Consider the following 18154-nt stretch of genomic DNA (forward strand, 5'->3'; position numbering starts at 1 on the left):
TCAGCCGTTCCAGCCCTTCGCGAGCTCGGCACCGACACCGGCGCCGGAGGACTTCATCCGGAAGATCGCTCGGATCACGGCCGGTGCCGCGATGAACAGCACGATCAGGGACTGGATCACTTGGACCAGGTCGATCGGCGTGTAGGTCTGCATCACGCTGCCGCCCGCGTGCAGGGCGCCGAACAGCAGGCCGGCGAACACGATGCCTACCGGGTTGGCCCGGCCCAGCAGCGCGACGGTGATCGCATCGAAGCCGATGCCAGCATCGATGTCCTGGGTGACCTGGGTGTTGGTGCCGAGGATCTGACTCACTCCGGCCAGCCCGCACAGCGCGCCGGCGATCAGCATCACCGTGGTGTAGCTGCGCTCGACGCTCATCCCTGCCGTCCGCGCTGCCGCCGGGTTGGCGCCGACGGCACGCAGCCGGAAGCCGAGGCGGCTGTATTTCAGCAGCCACCAGGTGAACGCCGCGGCCAGCAGCGCCAGGATCAGCCCGGCGTGCACGCGCATCGTGCTGCCGAACAGCGGGAACAGCGTCGCGTTGCTGTCGACCGGCAGCGAGATCGCCTGGCCGTACGGCGGCGCCTGGAACCCGCGGACCGACAGCAGGTAGCCGAGCAGGGAGTAGGCGACGTAGTTGAGCATGATCGTGGTGATCACCTCGTGCGCCCCGGTGCGGGCCTTCAGCCAGCCGGAGATGCCGCCCCAGATCGCGCCGCCGAGCATGCCGGCGAGGATCGCGGCGATCACATGGATCACGGCGGGCAGGTGCCAGTGGAAGCCCACGAACCCCGCGAACACCGCGCCCATGATGACCTGTCCCTGGCCACCGATGTTGAACAGGCCGGCGCGGAAGGCGAGCCCGACCGACAGGCCGCCCGCGATCAGCGGAGTGGCGTTGACCAGCGTCTCCGAGATCGGTCCGAGGTAGCCGGCCAGGGTCCCGTTGGCGGCAGTGTTCGGGTTGAAGATCGCACCCTCGAACAGGGCCCGGTAGGCGTGCCCGATCGCGGTGCCCGCACTGGTGAACGTGTCCCACGGGTACTGGAAGAAGTACGACGCGGCGTTGCGGGTGTCCTGGTCGGAGATCGCGATCAGCACGGCCCCGATCACCATCGCCGCGACGAACGCCAACAGGGTCACCAGCACGGTGTCCCAGGTGCCTCGTCGCTTCGGCTTCGCGTCGGGGGGTGCGTCGGGGGCCGGCTGGTCGGCTGGCAGCGGGGCGGTGTCGGTACTCATCCCACTGTCTCCTGCACGGGGTCGGTGTTGCCGGCCATCAGCAGCCCGACGGTTCCGGCGTCGGTGCCGCCGGGCACCTCGCCGATGATCCGGCCGCGGTACATCACGCCGATGCGGTCGGCCAGGCCGAGCACCTCGTCGAGCTCGCTGGACACCAGGATCACGGCTGCACCGCTGTCCCGCTCGGCGACGATGCGCCGGTGCACGAACTCCATCGAGCCGACGTCGAGTCCTCGGGTCGGCTGGGCGACGACGAGGAGCTTCAAAGGACGGGAGAGCTCCCGGGCGAGGACCACCTTCTGCTGGTTCCCGCCGGAGAGCGTCGAGGCGGCGTGGTCGATGGAGGAGGTCCGTACGTCGTACTCCGCGACCCGCTCCTCGGCGTTGCTCCGGATCCGCTTCAGGTCGAGGTTGACCCCGCGCGCATAGGGGGCGTTGTCGTAGAGGTCGAGGACGAGGTTCTCGGCAACCGAGAAGCTGCTGACCAGCCCGTCGTGCAGCCGGTCCTCAGGGACGTAGCCGACGCCGCTGTCGAGGATCGCATCGGTGCTGGCCTTCGTGACGTCGCGTCCCGCGATCGAGATCTTCCCCGACTCCAGCGCACGGAGCCCGATCAACGCCTCGGTGAGCTCGGTCTGGCCATTGCCCTGCACCCCGGCGAGCGCATAGATCTCGCCACCGCGCACCGAGAAGCTGACGTCGTCGACGAGCACCTGGCCGACGTCGTCGACGATCCTGATCTCGTCGGCGCGAACCACCTCGCCGGCTGGCTGGGCCGGCTCCTTGTCGATGTTCAGCTTCACCGGTCGGCCCACCATCATCGAGGCGAGCTCGGCGGCCGACGCCGTCGGGCTCGCCTCCCCGATGACCTTGCCCCGGCGGATCACGGTGATCCGGTCCGCCACCGCCCGCACCTCACGCAGCTTGTGGGTGATGAACACGATCGAGGTGCCGGCCTCCTTCAGGGTGCGCATCACCTCCATCAGGTCGTCGGTCTCCTGCGGAGTGAGCACCGCGGTCGGCTCGTCGAGGATCAGCACCTTCGCGTTGCGCACCAGCGCCTTGATGATCTCGACGCGCTGCTGCACCCCGACGGGAAGGTCCTGGACCAGGGCGTCGGTGGGGACCTTGAGCCCGTAGCGCTCCGAGACCTCCTCGACCGACCTGCGCGCACGTCGACGGTCCAGGAAGCCGAACCGGCTCGTGCGCTCGTTGCCCAGCTCGACGTTCTCGGCGACGGTGAACACCGGGATCAGCATGAAGTGCTGGTGCACCATGCCGATGCCGGCCGCCATCGCGTCGCCCGGCCCGGAGAAGGTGACCGGCTCGTCGTCGACGAGGATCTGGCCCTCGTCGGGCTCGTACAGGCCGTACAGCACGTTCATCAGCGTGCTCTTGCCGGCGCCGTTCTCCCCCAGCAGCGCATGGATCTCCCCGGGGTTGACCACCAGGTCGATCGAGTCGTTCGCGGTCAGCGCGCCGAACCGCTTGGTGATGCCACGCAGCTCGAGTTTCACCGGACCTCCCTCTCCTGCGACACCCCACCCTAGGACCGCCGGGCACGGCTGCGGGGGAGCATCACCAGACGATGCTCCCCCGCGCCGTACAGCACCCGCCGGGTCAGACCGGTCGGCTCACGAGGGCCGCCCGGCCCTCATGGGCCGGCTGTCTCATTTGGGCTGGTGGGGTGAGGTGATCTTGATCTTGCCCGAGCTGATGTCGGACTTGACCTGGTCCAGCTCGGACTTCAGCTTGGCCGGGACCTTGGAGGCGAAGTCGTGGAACGGCGCCAGGCCGGTCCCGCCGTTGGCCAGGGTGCCGATGTAGTTGCCCGTCGGGTACGTCCCGGAGGCGGCCTTCTCGACGTACTCCTGCACCGACTTGGTGAGGTTCTTCGTCACGCTGGTGATGAAGTACTTGCAGTACTGCGCAGCGCTCTGGCAACCGTCGGTGTCGACCCAGATCACGTTGACCTTGCCACCCGAGGCCTGCGCCGCCGCGCCGGCACCCAGACCGGTGCCACCGGCGACCGGGAAGATGATGTCAGCGCCCTGCTGGATCAGGCCCTGGCTGATCGTCTTGCCCTTGTTCTGGTCGGTGAACGAGTTCGCGAAGAGGCCCGCCTTCTGCTTGTTCTCGTCCCAGCCGAGCACCTTGACGTGTGTCTTGTGCTGCTGGTTGTAGTAGTTCACACCCTCCCAGAAGCCGTCCATGTAGATGGTCACCGGCGGGATGTTCAGGCCACCGAAGGTGCCCACCTTTCCGGTCTTGGTCATCCCCGCAGCCAGGTAGCCACCGAGGAAGCCGCCCTGAGCGGTGTTGTACTGCAGGCCGTAGACGTTCGGGCCGCTCGAGGGCGCGTCGATCTCGGCATACTGCTGCTTGGGGTTCGCCTTCGCGATCTTCGCCACCGCGGTGCCCATCAGGCCACCGACCGCGATCACCGTGTTGCATCCGCGGTTGGTCTCGGTGGTGAGGTTCGGCGTGTAGTCGTTCTGGGAGTTCGACGAGACGTACGAGATCTTGATGTTCGGGTTCGCCTTGTTGGCGGCCTGCAGACCGGCCCACGACGACTGGTTGAACGAGTGGTCGTCCACGCCACCGGTGTCGAGCACCATGCAGGCGGTCAGGGACTTGCCCGAGCTGCCGCTGGTGCCGGTCTTGTTGTTGTCGCTGGCTGGCTTGCCACAGCCCGCCGCGAGAAGCGCGATGGCGCCTGCGGCTGCGACGATCTTGGTTGCGTGACGCAAGATGGTTCTCCTCGCTCAGGTCCCCGCCGCGGTCGCGGCGCGAAGGCTTGGGCCACGATAGACACAGATGGCCCACCGGTCACCCCTTCCGGCGAGGGTGGATTCGATCTGTTACCTCTCGGTGACCAACGTCTCCAGCGCCGCTGCGGCCAGCACCTTGGCACCGACCGCCACGGCCCGCTCGTCGACCCGCAGGTCGCCCTGGTGGAGGTCGTAGGTAGGTCCTCCGGGCGTGCGGGTCCCCAGCCGACCCATCGCGCCCGGCACCTTCTCGACGTACCAGGCGAAGTCCTCGCCGCCGAGGCTCTGCTGGCTGCTCACGTGCCCCGCTTCACCGAGGACCCCCTCGACAGCACGGGCGAGCGCGAGGGTCGAGGCGTGCTCGTTGACCACGGGAGGGACGCCGCGCACATAGGAGACCTCGGCATTGACGCCGTACGGCGCGAGGATCTCGACGATCGTGCGGCGCACCAGCGCCTCGGCGTCGGCCCAGGCGAGCGCGTCGAGCATCCGCACGGTGCCGGCGGCCCGGCCGGTCGACGGGATCACGTTCATCGCGGAACCGGCCCGGACCAGGCCCCACACCACGCTGACGCCGGCCCGCGGGTCGAGGCGACGCGAGAGGACGGCGGGGAGCTCGGTGACCAGCTTGGACAGCGCGAAGGTGAGGTCCTCGGTCAGGTGTGGACGAGACGTGTGCCCGCCGGAGCCGGAGAGGCGCACGTCGAGGGAGTCGGCCGCGCCGGTGAGCGGCCCCTCGCGCAGACCCACCTCGCCCACGTCGAGCGCGGGATCGCAGTGCAGCATGAAGATCCGGTCGACCTCGTCGAGTGCGCCGGCGGCGATGGACATCAGTGCTCCGCCCGGCATGATCTCCTCGGCCGGCTGGAACAGCAGCCGCACCCGCCCGGGCAGCCGGTCCGCAACGCTCGTCAACGCCAGACCCGCCCCCAGCAGCGCAGTGGTGTGCACGTCGTGGCCGCAGGCGTGCGCGACCCCGGCGACGGTGCTCCGCCACGGGTCGTCGGTGCGGTCCTCGACGGGCAGCGCGTCCAGGTCGGCACGCAGCGCGACCAGGGGCCCGTCGCCGCCGGCGACGTCCACGATCATCCCGTTGCGGGGCAACGGCCTGGCGCTCAGGCCTGCTTCGTCGAGCCGCTTGGTCACCATCGCGCTGGTGCGCTCCTCGGTCCAGGAGAGCTCGGGGTGGGCGTGCAGGTCGCGACGGAAGTCGACCAGCTCGGACTCCAACCGGTCGACCTCGGCGACGACTTCGCTGAGCAACGACGGGGAGGGCACGGTCCTTGATGCTACTCGGCCAGGTCGGCGCACGACCGCACCCCGGCCGGCGAACCCGACGCCGTCCCGCTCCACCACGACCCCGGATCGACCGGGCCCGGCCCGCTCAGCGCTCGCGTTCTTGCGCAGGCCCGCCGTCGTGATCGTCGCTGCGGCCGTCGTAGGCCTCCAGGATCCGATCCGCGGCCACCGGGGCGACCAGGTCACCCGCGAGCAACTCGGCCCGCACCTGATCGCGGATCGCCCGCACCCGCGGTGAGCGGCGCAGCCGCTGGTCGAGCTCCTCGCGGACCAGGGCCCAGGTGAAGTCCAGCTGCTGCTCGGCGCGCTTGCGCCGCAGCCCCTCGTCTCCGAGGTGGTCGCGGTGTGCCAGCACCTTGGCCCACACCTCGTCGACACCCGTGCCGGTGAGTCCCGAGCAGGTCAGCACCGGCGGCAGCCAGTCGTCGCTGCCGTGCACCATCCGGATCGCACCGGAGAGCTCGCGCGCCGCCATCCGGGCCTCCTGGGCACGGTCGACGCCCTGCCCCTCCGAAGGGCGCTGTCCTGAGCCTGTCGAAGGGCGCTGTCCTGAGCCTGTCGAAGGGCGCTGCCCGGAGCCTGTCGAAGGATCGGCCTTGTTCACCGCGATCACGTCGGCGAGCTCGAGGATGCCCTTCTTGATGCCCTGGAGCTGGTCGCCGGTGCGGGCGAGGGTCAGGAAGCAGAACGTGTCGACCATCCCGGCGACGGTCACCTCGGACTGGCCGACTCCCACGGTCTCGACCAGGACCACGTCGTACCCGCCGGCCTCGAGCACGACCATCGCCTGCGCAGTGGCGCGGGCGACGCCCCCGAGGGTGCCGGCAGACGGCGACGGGCGAATGTAGGCGTTCGGGTCCGCGGAGAGCCGGGACATCCTGGTCTTGTCGCCGAGCACCGAGCCACCCGTGCGCACCGAGGACGGGTCGACGGCGAGGACGCCCACGCGATGCCCGGCCGCGGTCAGGTCGGTGCCGAGCGACTCGATGAAGGTGGACTTGCCGACGCCCGGAACGCCGGAGATTCCGACCCGCACGGCGAGCGGCGCGTCGGCGGCCGCGGTCAGCGCGGAGAGCAGCTTGCGGGCGGCGACCCGGTGGTCGTCCCGGCCGCTCTCGACGAGCGTGATCGCCCGGCTGATCGCCGCCCGGTCACCGCGACGTACGCCGTCGACGAGCGCGCCGACCTCCGGCTCGGCCACGGCGGGCCTCAGTGACCGAGCCGCGACGTGAGCACATCGAGCAGCTCACGTGCCGACTCCGCGATCACGGTGCCCGGCTGGTAGACGGCGACCGCGCCCATCTCCTTCAGCGTCGGTACGTCATCGGGCGGGATCACGCCCCCGACGACGATGATGATGTCGGGCCGGCCGAGGTCCGCGAGCGCCTGCTTGAGCGCCGGTACCAGCGTCAGGTGCCCTGCGGCCAGGGAGTTGACCCCGACGATGTGGACGTCGGCGTCGACGGCCTGCTGCGCGACCTCCTCGGGCGTGGAGAACAAGGGCCCCACGTCGACGTCGAAGCCGAGGTCAGCGAACGCCGTGACGATCACCTTCTGGCCCCGATCGTGGCCGTCCTGGCCCATCTTGGCGACCAGGATGCGGGGACGCCGCCCCTCGTCCTCGGCGAACTTCTCGGTCGCGTCCAGGACGCTGCGGATCAGCTCGTTGTCCGCACCGGACTCGCGCTTGTACACACCGGAGATGGTACGAATCACCGCCTGGTGACGCCCGTACACCTTCTCCAGCGCGTCCGAGATCTCCCCCACGGTCGCCTTCGCTCGAGCAGCGTCGACGGCCAGGGCGAGCAGATTGCCGTCGAGTGACCCGTTCCGGGGTCCGTCGGCCGCGGACTTCGTCAACGCGGCGAGCGCGCTGTCGACCTGGTCCTGATCGCGCTCGGCGCGCAACCGCTCGAGCTTCGCCAGCTGCTGCTTGTAGACGCTGGCGTTGTCCACGCGCAGCACGTCGAGCGCGTCCTCGTCGGCCAACCGGTAGCGGTTGACCCCGATCAGCGCCTGCTGCCCCGAATCCAGTCGTGCCTGGGTGCGAGCCGCCGCCTCCTCCACGCGCATCTTCGGGATGCCCTGCTCGATGGCCTTCGCCATCCCGCCGGCCTGCTCGGCCTCACGGATGTGCGCCCACGCCTTGGCGGCCAGGTCGTGGGTCAGCCGCTCGACATAGTAGGAGCCGCCCCACGGGTCGATGGAGTACGTCGTGCCCGACTCCTGCTGCAGCAGCAGCTGGGTGTTGCGGGCGATCCGCGCGGAGAAGTCGGTCGGCAGCGCGATCGCCTCGTCCAGCGCGTTGGTGTGCAGCGACTGGGTGTGACCCTGGGTCGCGGCCATCGCCTCGATGCAGGTCCGCTGGACGTTGTTGAACACGTCCTGCGCGGTCAGCGACCAGCCCGATGTCTGGCTGTGCGTGCGCAGACTCAGTGACTTGGGGTTCTCCGGGCCGAACTCGCGGACCAGCCGCGCCCACAGCGCGCGCGCGGCGCGGAGCTTGGCGACCTCCATGAAGAAGTTCATCCCGATCGCCCAGAAGAAGCTCAGCCGCGGGGCGAACTGGTCGATGGTCAGCCCGGCACCGAGACCGGCGCGGATGTACTCCACCCCGTCGGCGAGCGTGTACGCGAGCTCCAGGTCGGCGGTCGCCCCGGCTTCTTGGATGTGGTAGCCGGAGATGGAGATGGAGTTGAACCGCGGCATCCGCTGCGAGGTGTAGGCGAAGATGTCGGAGATGATCCGCATGCTCGGCTGCGGCGGGTAGATATAGGTGTTGCGGACCATGAACTCCTTGAGGATGTCATTCTGGATGGTCCCTGCGAGCTGTTCCGGCTTCACCCCCTGTTCCTCCGCCGCGACGATGTAGAGCGCGAGCACCGGCAGCACGGCGCCGTTCATCGTCATCGACACCGACATCTGGTCCAGCGGGATGCCGTCGAAGAGGGTGCGTGCGTCGTAGATCGAGTCGATCGCGACGCCCGCCATGCCCACGTCGCCGCGCACCCTCGGGTGGTCCGAGTCGTAGCCGCGGTGGGTGGCCAGGTCGAAGGCGACGCTGAGCCCCTTCTGCCCCGCGGCCAGGTTGCGGCGGTAGAAGGCGTTCGACTCCTCAGCAGTGGAGAAGCCGGCGTACTGGCGGATAGTCCACGGCTGGGTGGTGTACATCGTCGGGTACGGCCCGCGCAGGAACGGGTCCAGGCCCGGGAACGTGTCCAGCGCGTCGAGACCCTCGAGGTGCTCGGGGCCGTAGACCGGCAGGATCGGGATGCCCTCGGGTGACTCCCACGGCTGCTGCTCACCCGTCGCAGTCGCCGAGGCCGTCGAGCGGGATCCGGTCGGGGCCCGGCCGTCGTCGACCAGGGGCAATCCGGCAAAGGTCTTCGGCACCGTCATCGGAGCTGCTCCCTCGTCCTGGTCAGGAACTCCAGCGCGTCCACACCGGCCGCGCAGTTGTCGTCGCACCCCTCGAGCGGCTTCCCCGCGACGACGACCCATCGGGCGCCCGCTGCGCGCAGCGCCTCGGCCAGCGGGGTGCCCCACTCGGCGTACGCCGCATCCGCACCGACCAGGCAGACCACGGGCTCACCGTTGTAGTGCGCGAGAACGGCATCGACATCGTCATGGGCTCCCTCGTTGACCACGTCGATGCCACCGGCTGCGAGCAGGTTGGTGGCGAACGTGGCCCGCGCCGTGTGTGCGGCGACGCTGGCCATCGTGGCGAGGTAGACCTTCGGTTCGACCGGTGCGGCCCGCAGCTCCTCGAAGGCGTGGCCGTAGGGCTTCACGGGCAGGCCGCCTCCGGCGTACGGCGTGCGCTCGGGCAGCGACTCGTGCAGGTTGGGGAACTCCGACAGGCCGGTGAGCGGGCGCTTGCGGGTGGCGACCTGGCGGTCCCGCTCGGCGACGACGGCCCCGATCCGGTCCTCGAGTCCGGCGAGCCCGGCCAGCGAGCCGTGCTCGTCGCCGCTCGCGGCCGTCTCGAGCAGGCCGAGCTCGGCCCAACCGGCCACCGCGAGATCGTCGGTGAGCTTCTCGACCAGGTGCGAGCCGCCGGCTGGGTCCGCCACCGCGCCGACGTGTGACTCGGCAACCAACAGCGAGGAGGTGTTCCGGGCGATCCGGCGGCTGGCGTTGTCGGGCAGCCCGATCGGCGCGTCGAAGGGCAGCACGGTGACCGCGTCGGCGCCGCCCACGCCGGCGGCGAAGGTGGCGACGCAGGTGCGCAGCATGTTCACCCAGGGGTCGTAGCGACTCATCATCGGGCGGCTCGTCACCGCGTGCAGCCGCATGCTCCCGGTGCCGGCTCCGCTGAGCTCGAGGACACGTGCCCACAGCCGGCGCGCGGCGCGGAGCTTGGCGATCGTGGGGAACTGCTCGTCGGTCGCGGCCAGTCGGAACTCGATCAGCGAGGCCGCGGCGTCGACGTCGTGTCCGGCCTCGACCAGCTCGCGAAGGTAGCCGGCTCCGACCGCCGCCACGTAGCCGAGCTCCTGGACGTCGGAGGCGCCGAGGTCGTGCACCACGGTCCCGTCGACGACCACCGCCAGGCAGCCCAGCTCGGTGGCCAGCCGCCCCGCGGGCTCTACCAGCCCGTGGGTGTGCCGGCTGCTCATCGCCGCGCTGAAGCCTCCGGTCCGGATCGCCGCGCCGACAGGGTCGACGCCCAGGTTGGTGCCGTCGGCCAGTTGCGTGCCCCGCGCCAGCGTCGCGAAGGCCTGCGCGACCTCGAGCTGGTCGCCTGGTGCCTCCAGGATCACTGGGGCGAGGTCGAGCAGGACCGGCTCGAGCACGGTGACCAGGTCGGCCAGGGCGAGGCCGTGCTCACCGACCTGGAGCCACACCGAGGTGGCGCCGTTCTCCAGGTCGGCCAGCACCGCCTGCTTGGTGGCCGTGGCGTCGGGGTCGGCGTGGACGGGACGGATGTCCCAGTCGCCGTTGCGGGTCGGTCGTCCCGAGGAGACCAGACCGGAGAGGAGGTCAGGGGTCCCCAGCGGGGGGATCGCGATGCCGTCGAGCGTGCGGCGGGTCAGCCTCGCCCACACGTCCGCGTCGGGAGCGTCGTCGGCGAGCCGACCGGACTTGCGCAGCACCGCCGCAGCCAGGCGCTCCCAATCGGCGCGACCGTGGGTCGCTCCGGTCTCCAGGGGCACGGATTCCATGCTGCGCAGAATAGGTAACCCGGCCGAGCCCGGCCACAGACTGTGACCTTTCCGACCACCGCGGGCTCACCGAACCGGGACGGGACCAACGACGACGGGGCCAACGACATCGTCGTCGATCATCGTCGCCGCGACGTGGCGACGTTGCCGACCTCGAGCCACGCTCGCCCAACGCACGCTGACGTTCAGGTGGAAGCCGTCACGCACGGTCAGCGGCCAGTCGGGCCGGTCACTGCCCAGCACCTGCTGGTTACGGCCAGCCACCGGCGAGCTGCGAGCGCAGCGACCCAGCTGGGGCCGACCGCAGTGGCCGCGGCCCAGGGCCAGGGCCAGGGCCAGGGCCAGCGACCATAGGTGTTCACCGGGCATCGGGAAGCGGAGCCGTCCCGCCCGAGCCCCTTCCTACGCCGCTGGAGACGAACGCGCTCCGGTGCGGCCGCGTCCTCACACCTCGGTCCGATCGTCGTAGTCCCTGCTCCGGATGCCGATCTTGTTGCCCAGCCACACCAACGGGTCGTACTTGCGGTCCACGACGCGTTCCTTCATCGGGATGATCGCGTTGTCGGTGATCTTGATGCCCTCCGGGCACACCTCGGTGCAGCACTTGGTGATGTTGCACATCCCGATGCCGGCCGCCTCCTGGGCGAGCTGCCTGCGGTCGTGGGTGTCCAGCGGATGCATGTCCAGCTCGGCGTACCGCAGGAAGAACCGCGGACCGGCGAACGCCGGCTTGTTGTCCTCGTGGTCACGGACGACGTGGCAGACGTTCTGGCACAGGAAGCACTCGATGCACTTGCGGAACTCCTGGCCGCGCTCGACGTCGACCTGGGCCATCCGGCGCTTGCCGTCTGCGTCACGTGGGCCGAGCTCGGCGGCCGGGAGCTGCTTGGCCTTCTCGTAGTTGAAGGAGACGTCGGTGACCAGATCCCGGATCACCGGGAACGTGCGCATCGGAGTCACCGTGATCGTCTCGGTCGGCTCGAAGTCCGAGAGCCGGGTCATGCACATCAGCCGCGGCCGGCCGTTGACCTCGGCACTGCAGGACCCGCACTTGCCGGCCTTGCAGTTCCAGCGCACCGCGAGGTCGCCGGCCTGGGTGGCCTGAAGTCGATGGATCGCGTCGAGCACCACCTCGCCCTCGGAGACCTCGACGGAGTAGTCCCCGAGCTCGCCGCCGGAGGCGTCCCCACGCCAGACCCGCATCTTCAGCTCGTAGCCCATCACTGCCCGCCCTTCATGCCCGCCGCGCCACCGGCCGGGGTCGGTCCGTCCTCGAAGTACTTCTGCAGCTCATCGGGCATCACCGGCAGCGGCTTCTCCGCCAGATCGACACCCTCACCGGTGGCGTCGAGGGTCAGCACGAGGTTCTTGGTGCCCCACGTCGGGTCGGTCTTCGGGAAGTCGTCGCGCGTGTGTCCGCCGCGCGACTCCTGGCGGGCGAGCGCCGCCTTCGCGATGCACTCGGAGACCAGCAGCATGTTGCGCAGGTCCAGGGCGAGGTGCCAGCCGGGGTTGTACTGCCGGTTCCCCTCGACGAGCAGGTGCCTGGCGCGTTCCTTGAGCCGCTGGATCTCCTCCAGCGACCGCTCCAGCTCCGCGGCGGTGCGAATGATCCCGACCAGGTCGTTCATCGACTGCTGCAGATCGTGCTGGATGGTGTAGGGGTTCTCGGTGTGCTCCCCGGCCGCCTCGAACGGCGACAGAGCCGTGCGCTGGGCGGTCCGCACGTCGTCGTCGCGTACGGCGGGCCGCGGACTCAGCCCGGCGGCGTACTGGGCGGCGTGCTCGCCGGCCCGCTTGCCGAAGACCAGCAGGTCGCCCAGCGAGTTGCCCCCGAGCCGGTTGGAGCCGTGCATGCCTCCCGAGCACTCCCCCACCGAGTACAGGCCGGGGACCGCGCTCACCTCCGTGTCCGCGTCGACCTCGACGCCGCCCATCACGTAGTGGCAGGTCGGCCCGATCTCCATCGGCTCGGCGGTGATGTCGACGTCGGCCAGCTCCTTGAACTGGTGGTACATCGACGGCAGCCGCTTCTTGATGAACTCCGGGCTCCGCCGGGACGCGATGTCCAGAAACACCCCTCCGTGCGGTGACCCGCGGCCGGCCTTGATCTCGGCGTTGATCGCTCGGGCGACCTCGTCACGCGGGAGCAGCTCGGGCGGCCGACGGTTGTTGGTCTTGTCGTCGTACCAGCGGTCGGCCTCCTCCTCGGTGTCGGCCGTCTCGTCCTTGAAGTAGTCGGAGATGTAGTCGAACATGAAGCGCTTGCCCTCGGAGTTGCGCAGGATGCCGCCGTCGCCACGCACCGACTCGGTCACCAGCAGCCCCTTGACCGATGGGGGCCAGACCATCCCCGTGGGGTGGAACTGGACGAACTCCATGTTGATCAGCGAGGCGCCCGCGCGCAGTGCGAGGGCATGGCCGTCGCCGGTGTACTCCCACGAGTTCGAGGTGACCTTGAAGGACTTGCCGATGCCGCCGGTGGCCAGCACGATCGACGGAGCCTCGAAGAGGATGAAGCGCCCGGTCTCCCGCCAGTAGGCGAACGCACCGGAGATCGGGCTCGACGGATCGTCGCCGGCCTTGAAGAGCTCGGTGACCGTGCACTCCATGAAGACGTCGATGCCCAGCTGCACCGTGCGCTGCTGCAGGGTCCGGATCATCTCCAGCCCAGTGCGGTCGCCGACGTGCGCCAGTCGTGCGTAGCGATGGCCGCCGAAGTCGCGCTGGGAGATCAGCCCGTCCTCGGTGCGGTCGAAGAGCGCCCCCCAGTCCTCCAGCTCGAGCACCCGCTCGGGCGCCTCCTGGGCGTGCAGCTGCGCCATGCGCCAGTTGTTCAGCATCTTCCCGCCACGCATGGTGTCGCGGAAGTGCACCTCCCAGTTGTCCTCGGGCCAGCGGTTGCCCAGGGACGCGGCGATGCCGCCCTCGGCCATCACGGTGTGGGCCTTGCCGAGCAGCGACTTGCAGACGATGGCGACCTTGGCACCGGCCTCATGCGCGGCGATGGCCGCACGCAGCCCGGAGCCGCCGGCGCCGATCACCACGACGTCGTACTGGTGGTGCTCCCTGCCCCCTTCGGCGTCTCCGGACAGCTCGTTGCCGGTCATCGGGTGTCGCGTGGACTCGCTCATCGTCAGAAGAACCTCGGGTCGGTGATGGTGCCGCTGGCGACCAGCCGCACGTAGAGATCGGTCAGGGCCACGAAGACGAGCGAGGCCCACGCGATCTGGGCGTGCTTCGCGTTGAGACGGGTGGCCTGGCTCCACATCCAGTAGCGCACCGGGTGCTTGCTGAAGTGCCGCAGCCGGCCCCCGACCGCATGCCGGCACGAGTGGCAGGACAGGTTGTAGAGCCACAACAGGGCCGCATTGACGATCAGCACCAGGGTGCCCAGCCCCATGTGGCCCCAGTTGCCCTGATGGTCACGGAAGGCGATCACGGCGTCGTAGGTGAGGATCGCATTGAAGATCAGGGTGATGTAGAAGAAGTAGCGGTGCACGTTCTGCACGATCAGCGGGAACTTCGACTCCCCCTTGTATCCGTTGCGCGGCTCCGGGACGGCGCAGGCCGGCGGCGAGAGGAAGAACGAGCGGTAGTACGCCTTGCGGTAGTAGTAGCAAGTGGCCCGCAGGCCGGCCGGGAAGATGATGATGATCAACGCCGGCGTGACCGGGTCGATGCTGCCGAACCAGCCCCAGCCGCTGTTCGCGACACAGTTCGCGGTCAGGCATGGGGAGTACATCGGCGAGATGTACGGCTCCCAGTAGTAGTCCTTGTTGATGAACACCGCGTAGAGCAGGTAGAGACCGACGATGCCCAGGGTGAGTCCGTAGGCCAGCGGCGTACGCCACCACGGATCGGTACGCAAGGTGAGCTTCCCGATCCGCGCGCGCCCCGGCGCTCGTACGCCGGCAGCACCTCGTCGGCTCGCAGGACTGGACTCGCGCACTGGCTGGCGCACGTCGGCCATCGACACCTCCGCAGACTCGAGTCCGACGGCGGCCGAACTCTCCGCCTGTCTACTTCATCGGGACCGTCCACGGGAAGGGGGCACGCTGGTCGAACGTCTTCTAAGTCACACGGACGGCGTCAAGTTACCGACAGGTAGGGCGATACCGTGACCTCCGTGGCAACCCAGATTCAGAGCCCCACCCTCGTCAAGGGCGCCCGCGGCTCACAGTCGACGATCGCGCTGAAGCTGCTCATGGCGACCAGCGGGATCATCTTCATCCTCTTCGTGCTCGCCCACATGTACGGCAACCTCAAGGCGTTCGCCGGACACGATGCCTACGACACCTACGCAGCGCACCTGCGCACCATCGGCGAGCCGATGCTGCCGCACGAGGGCTTCCTCTGGGTGATGCGGGCGGTGCTGCTGCTGTCGCTGGTGGTGCACGTCGCGTGTGCAGTGGTGCTGTGGCGACGGGCACGCGCGGCCCGGCCGGTGCGCTACCAGGTGAAGAAGCACGTCGGGGCGACCTTCGCGAGCCGATTGATGCGCTGGGGCGGGGTCACCATCCTGCTGTTCGTGATCTGGCACCTGCTCGAGTTCACGATCGTCAAGATCAACGTGCGGCCCGACCAGCTGCCGACCGACCGCCACGACCCGTTCCTGCTGCTGGTCGACAGCTTCAACGTCTGGTGGATCACGCTGATCTACGTCGTGGCGATGGCGATGCTCGGCGCGCACCTGCACCACGGCATCTGGAGCGCCTGCCAGACGCTCGGCTGGACCCTCAACACCCGGTCGCGCCGGCTGGCCCGACAGATCGCGTTCGTGCTGGCGCTGATCATCTCCGTCGGCTTCGTGGCCGTGCCGATCTTCATCGCCGCCGGCGTCATCACCAAGACCAGCTGACGACTCGCCCCTTTCGCGGAGGACCACCCCCATGACCGACATGCCTGACACCACCCTGACCTCGGATCCGTCGTACGACGGCCCGGGCGAGTTCTCCGACGACGCCGCCGGCTACTACACCCTCGGCGATCCGGTCCAGGACACCAAGGCCCCCCAGGGCCCGATCCAGGACCTGTGGGACGAGCGCAAGTTCACCTCACGGATGGCCAACCCGGCGAAGCGCCGTACCCTCTCGATCATCGTGGTCGGCACCGGCCTCGCCGGCGCCTCCGCCGCCGCCACCCTCGGTGAGGCCGGCTACCAGGTGCGGTCCTTCTGCTACCAGGACTCCCCGCGTCGGGCGCACTCGATCGCCGCCCAGGGCGGCATCAACGCCGCGAAGAACTACAAGGGCGACGGCGACTCGGTCTACCGACTCTTCTACGACACCGTGAAGGGCGGCGACTACCGGTCGCGGGAGTCCAACTCCTACCGACTGGCCCAGGTCAGCGTCGACATCATCGACCAGTGCGTTGCCCAGGGTGTCCCCTTCGCTCGCGAGTACGGCGGGCTGCTCGACAACCGCTCCTTCGGCGGCGTGCAGGTCTCCCGCACCTTCTACGCCCGTGGCCAGACCGGGCAGCAACTGCTGATCGGCGCCTACCAGGCCCTCGAGCGCCAGGTTCAGGCCGGGACGGTGGAGACCTTCACCCGCCACGAGATGCTCGAGCTCGTCGTGGTCGACGGCCGCGCCCGCGGCATCATCACCCGCGACCTGGTCACCGGCGCGATCGAGACCCACACCGCGGACGTGGTCGTGCTCGCGACCGGCGGCTACGGCAACGTCTACTACCTGTCCACCAACGCGATGGGCAGCAACGTCACTGCGTCGTGGCGGGCCTACCGCAAGGGCGCCTACTTCGGGAACCCCTGCTACACGCAGATCCACCCGACCTGCATCCCGGTCACCGGGCACCACCAGTCCAAGCTGACCCTGATGAGCGAGTCGCTGCGCAACGACGGCCGGATCTGGGTGCCGAAGAAGAAGGCCGACTGCGAGAAGAGCCCGCGGGACATCCCCGAGGAGGACCGCGACTACTACCTGGAGCGGATCTACCCGTCCTTCGGCAACCTGGTCCCCCGCGACATCGCCTCCCGACAGGCCAAGAACATGTGCGACGAGGGTCGCGGTGTGGGCCCCGAGGTCGAGGGCGTGCGCCGCGGTGTCTACCTCGACTTCGCCGACGCGATCAAGCGTCTCGGCCGACCGGCCATCGAGGCGAAGTACGGCAACCTCTTCGACATGTACGCCCGGATCACGGGCGAGGATCCCTACAGCTCGCCGATGCGCGTCTACCCGGCGATCCACTACACGATGGGCGGCCTGTGGGTCGACTACGACCTGCAGAGCAACCTGCCCGGCCTCTTCGTCGCGGGCGAGGCGAACTTCTCCGACCAGGGCGCCAACCGGCTCGGCGCATCGGCACTGATGCAGGGCCTGGCCGACGGCTACTTCGTGCTGCCGAACACGATCCGCGACTACCTCGCCGACGGGCCCTTCGAGCAGGTGCCCGACGACCATCCGGCTGTGCTCGAGGCGCTGGAGTCGGTGCGCACCCGGGTCGAGCACTTCCTCACCGTCGACGGCACCCGGAGCGTGGACTCCTACCACCGCGAGCTCGGCAATATCATGTGGGAGTTCTGCGGCATGGAGCGCAGCGCCGACGGCCTGCGGAAGGCGATCGACCTCATCCGCGGCCTGAAGGACGACTTCTACCGCAACGTCAAGGTGCTCGGCGCGGCCGACAACATCAACCAGAGCCTTGAGAAGGCGGGCCGGGTCGCGGACTTCTTCGAGCTCGGCGAGCTGATGTGCATCGACGCGCTGAACCGCCGTGAGTCCTGTGGCGGTCACTTCCGCGCTGAGTCCCAGACCGAGGACGGCGAGGCGCTTCGGCACGACGACCAGTTCGCGTACGTCGCGGCCTGGGGCTTCGCCGGCGACCACGCACCACCGGTGCTGCACAAGGAAGAACTCACCTACACCGCCATCGAGATGAAGCAGCGGAGCTACAAGTAATGCGACTGACCCTGAAGATCTGGCGCCAGGCCGACGCCTCCGCACCCGGTGCGATGCACGACTACCAGCTCGACGACGTCTCCCCCGACATGTCCTTCCTGGAGATGCTCGACGTCCTCAACGAGGAGCTGAACACCCGCGGCGAGGAGCCGATCGCCTTCGACAGCGACTGTCGCGAGGGCATCTGCGGCATGTGCAGTCTGATGATCAACGGCCAACCTCACGGCCCGGAGGTCACCACCACCTGCCAGTTGCACATGAGGTCCTTCTCCGACGGTGACACCGTCGTGATCGAGCCCTGGCGCGCTGGACCGTTCCCGGTCCTCAAGGACCTGGTGGTCGACCGTAGCGCCTTCGACCGGATCATCCAGCAGGGCGGCTACATCTCGGTGAACACCGGCGCCGCTCCCGACGCCCACGCGATCCCGGTGCCCAAGCAGAACGCCGACCGTGCCTTCGACGTCGCCACCTGCATCGGATGCGGCGCCTGTGTCGCGGCCTGCCCCAATGGCTCGGCATCACTGTTCGTCGGAGCAAAGGTCACCCACCTCGGCGAGCTGCCCCAAGGACAGGCCGAGCGCGACACCCGCGTGGTGAACATGGTCGCCCAGGCCGACGCCGAGGGCTTCGGCGGCTGCACGAACATCGGTGAGTGCACGGCCGCCTGCCCCAAGGAGATCCCGCTCGACGTGATCTCGCAGCTCAACCGCGACCTGCGCACGGCCATCCGCCACGGCCACTGACCCCGCGACACGGC

Annotated in this window: 13 protein-coding genes and 1 pseudogene; 3 read left to right on the top strand and 11 right to left on the bottom strand. The window is 69.2% G+C overall.

The features are described 5' to 3' along the window. From Q9R13_RS07620 to Q9R13_RS07670, 11 genes and pseudogenes are all read right to left on the bottom strand, one after another. A complete protein-coding gene (locus tag Q9R13_RS07620) occupies positions 1-1242 on the bottom strand; it encodes an ABC transporter permease (RefSeq protein ID WP_310964476.1) in 1242 nt (413 codons plus the stop codon). Then, positions 1239-2759, bottom strand: a complete 1521-nt coding sequence (locus Q9R13_RS07625) for an ABC transporter ATP-binding protein (protein ID WP_310964477.1) — start codon at positions 2757-2759, stop codon at positions 1239-1241. Before Q9R13_RS07625 ends, Q9R13_RS07620 begins: the two co-directional genes overlap by 4 nt. Before the next feature lie 153 nt (positions 2760-2912). Next, positions 2913-3992, bottom strand: coding sequence for a BMP family lipoprotein (locus Q9R13_RS07630; RefSeq protein WP_310964478.1), 1080 nt, complete (start codon positions 3990-3992; stop codon positions 2913-2915). A 111-nt stretch (positions 3993-4103) separates the two neighbouring features. Further along, complete coding sequence (locus tag Q9R13_RS07635) at positions 4104-5291, bottom strand: amidohydrolase (protein WP_310964479.1); 1188 nt, start codon at positions 5289-5291, stop codon at positions 4104-4106. A 106-nt stretch (positions 5292-5397) separates the two neighbouring features. After that, positions 5398-6513 carry a methylmalonyl Co-A mutase-associated GTPase MeaB gene (meaB, locus tag Q9R13_RS07640; protein WP_310964480.1) on the bottom strand — a complete coding sequence of 372 codons (1116 nt, stop codon included), beginning with the start codon at positions 6511-6513 and terminating at the stop codon, positions 5398-5400. A gap of 8 nt (positions 6514-6521) precedes the next feature. Continuing rightward, positions 6522-8630 (bottom strand): annotated as a pseudogene (gene scpA, locus Q9R13_RS07645) (methylmalonyl-CoA mutase); the annotation flags it as partial. Between the two features lie 77 nt (positions 8631-8707). Further along, positions 8708-10477 carry a methylmalonyl-CoA mutase family protein gene (locus tag Q9R13_RS07650; RefSeq protein WP_310964482.1) on the bottom strand — a complete coding sequence of 590 codons (1770 nt, stop codon included), beginning with the start codon at positions 10475-10477 and terminating at the stop codon, positions 8708-8710. Positions 10478-10543: 66 nt separating this feature from the next. Beyond that, positions 10544-10846 carry a hypothetical protein gene (locus Q9R13_RS07655; RefSeq protein WP_310964483.1) on the bottom strand — a complete coding sequence of 101 codons (303 nt, stop codon included), beginning with the start codon at positions 10844-10846 and terminating at the stop codon, positions 10544-10546. Between the two features lie 75 nt (positions 10847-10921). Next, positions 10922-11698 carry a succinate dehydrogenase/fumarate reductase iron-sulfur subunit gene (locus Q9R13_RS07660; RefSeq protein WP_310964484.1) on the bottom strand — a complete coding sequence of 259 codons (777 nt, stop codon included), beginning with the start codon at positions 11696-11698 and terminating at the stop codon, positions 10922-10924. Beyond that, positions 11698-13611: a fumarate reductase/succinate dehydrogenase flavoprotein subunit gene (locus Q9R13_RS07665; protein ID WP_310964485.1), complete on the bottom strand. Its 1914-nt coding sequence runs from the start codon at positions 13609-13611 to the stop codon at positions 11698-11700. The genes Q9R13_RS07660 and Q9R13_RS07665 overlap by 1 nt, the downstream gene beginning before the upstream one ends. 2 nt (positions 13612-13613) lie before the next feature. Beyond that, on the bottom strand, positions 13614-14450 hold the full coding sequence (locus tag Q9R13_RS07670) for a hypothetical protein (protein WP_310964486.1): 837 nt from the start codon (positions 14448-14450) through the stop codon (positions 13614-13616). 156 nt (positions 14451-14606) lie between these two features. On the opposite strand from Q9R13_RS07670, the gene Q9R13_RS07675 reads away from it, so the two are divergent. From Q9R13_RS07675 to Q9R13_RS07685, 3 genes are read left to right on the top strand one after another with little or no spacing between them, the layout of a single operon-like run. Further along, on the top strand, positions 14607-15338 hold the full coding sequence (locus Q9R13_RS07675) for a succinate dehydrogenase cytochrome b subunit (protein ID WP_310964487.1): 732 nt from the start codon (positions 14607-14609) through the stop codon (positions 15336-15338). A 40-nt stretch (positions 15339-15378) separates the two neighbouring features. Beyond that, positions 15379-17397 carry a fumarate reductase/succinate dehydrogenase flavoprotein subunit gene (locus tag Q9R13_RS07680; RefSeq protein WP_310965058.1) on the top strand — a complete coding sequence of 673 codons (2019 nt, stop codon included), beginning with the start codon at positions 15379-15381 and terminating at the stop codon, positions 17395-17397. Then, positions 17397-18140, top strand: coding sequence for a succinate dehydrogenase/fumarate reductase iron-sulfur subunit (locus Q9R13_RS07685; protein ID WP_310964488.1), 744 nt, complete (start codon positions 17397-17399; stop codon positions 18138-18140). The genes Q9R13_RS07680 and Q9R13_RS07685 overlap by 1 nt, the downstream gene beginning before the upstream one ends. The last annotated feature ends 14 nt before the right edge of the window (positions 18141-18154 follow it).

Source organism: Nocardioides marmorisolisilvae, assembly GCF_031656915.1.
GTDB lineage: Bacteria > Actinomycetota > Actinomycetes > Propionibacteriales > Nocardioidaceae > Marmoricola > Marmoricola terrisoli.

Excerpts from the sequence above, each read along its gene's own strand:
- Q9R13_RS07620 (WP_310964476.1), bottom strand. The coding sequence starts at position 1,242 with ATGAGTACCGACACCGCCCCGCTGCCAGCCGACCAGCCGGCCCCCGAC.
- Q9R13_RS07650 (WP_310964482.1), bottom strand. The coding sequence starts at position 10,477 with ATGGAATCCGTGCCCCTGGAGACCGGAGCGACCCACGGTCGCGCCGAT.
- Q9R13_RS07655 (WP_310964483.1), bottom strand. The coding sequence starts at position 10,846 with ATGCCCGGTGAACACCTATGGTCGCTGGCCCTGGCCCTGGCCCTGGCC.
- Q9R13_RS07660 (WP_310964484.1), bottom strand. The coding sequence starts at position 11,698 with ATGGGCTACGAGCTGAAGATGCGGGTCTGGCGTGGGGACGCCTCCGGC.
- Q9R13_RS07665 (WP_310964485.1), bottom strand. The coding sequence starts at position 13,611 with ATGAGCGAGTCCACGCGACACCCGATGACCGGCAACGAGCTGTCCGGA.
- Q9R13_RS07670 (WP_310964486.1), bottom strand. The coding sequence starts at position 14,450 with ATGGCCGACGTGCGCCAGCCAGTGCGCGAGTCCAGTCCTGCGAGCCGA.
- Q9R13_RS07680 (WP_310965058.1), top strand. The coding sequence starts at position 15,379 with ATGCCTGACACCACCCTGACCTCGGATCCGTCGTACGACGGCCCGGGC.
- Q9R13_RS07685 (WP_310964488.1), top strand. The coding sequence starts at position 17,397 with ATGCGACTGACCCTGAAGATCTGGCGCCAGGCCGACGCCTCCGCACCC.